Below are 227 nucleotides of genomic sequence, written 5' to 3'. Positions count from 1 at the left end.
CCGGCGCACCCCCGAGCAGTGCGGCCCACCCCGCGGCGTCCGTCGTCGCCGACGCCGCCACCAGCTCCAACTCCGGGCGCAGCGCGGCCCGTACGTCGCACAGGAACGCCGCCACCGTGTCCGCGTCCAGGTGCCGCTCGTGCACCTCGTCGAGCATGACGGCGTCGACGCCCGCCAACTCCTGGTCCCGCTGCAGCCGTTGCAGCAGCACACCCGTGGTGACGACC

The 227-nt window shown here is 74.9% G+C and carries 1 protein-coding gene; it reads right to left on the bottom strand.

Annotation, left to right across the window (positions count from 1 at the left end; genetic code table 11):
- Positions 1–227 (bottom strand): hypothetical protein (locus tag G3I40_RS25215; RefSeq protein ID WP_164304401.1); only part of this gene is annotated, 227 nt, incomplete at both ends.

The sequence above is a fragment of the Streptomyces sp. SID14478 genome, assembly GCF_010548525.1.
Taxonomy (GTDB): domain Bacteria; phylum Actinomycetota; class Actinomycetes; order Streptomycetales; family Streptomycetaceae; genus Streptomyces.
The sequence above is the reverse complement of the archived record's forward strand: the minus strand, read 5'-3'. Positions and strand labels throughout refer to the sequence as shown.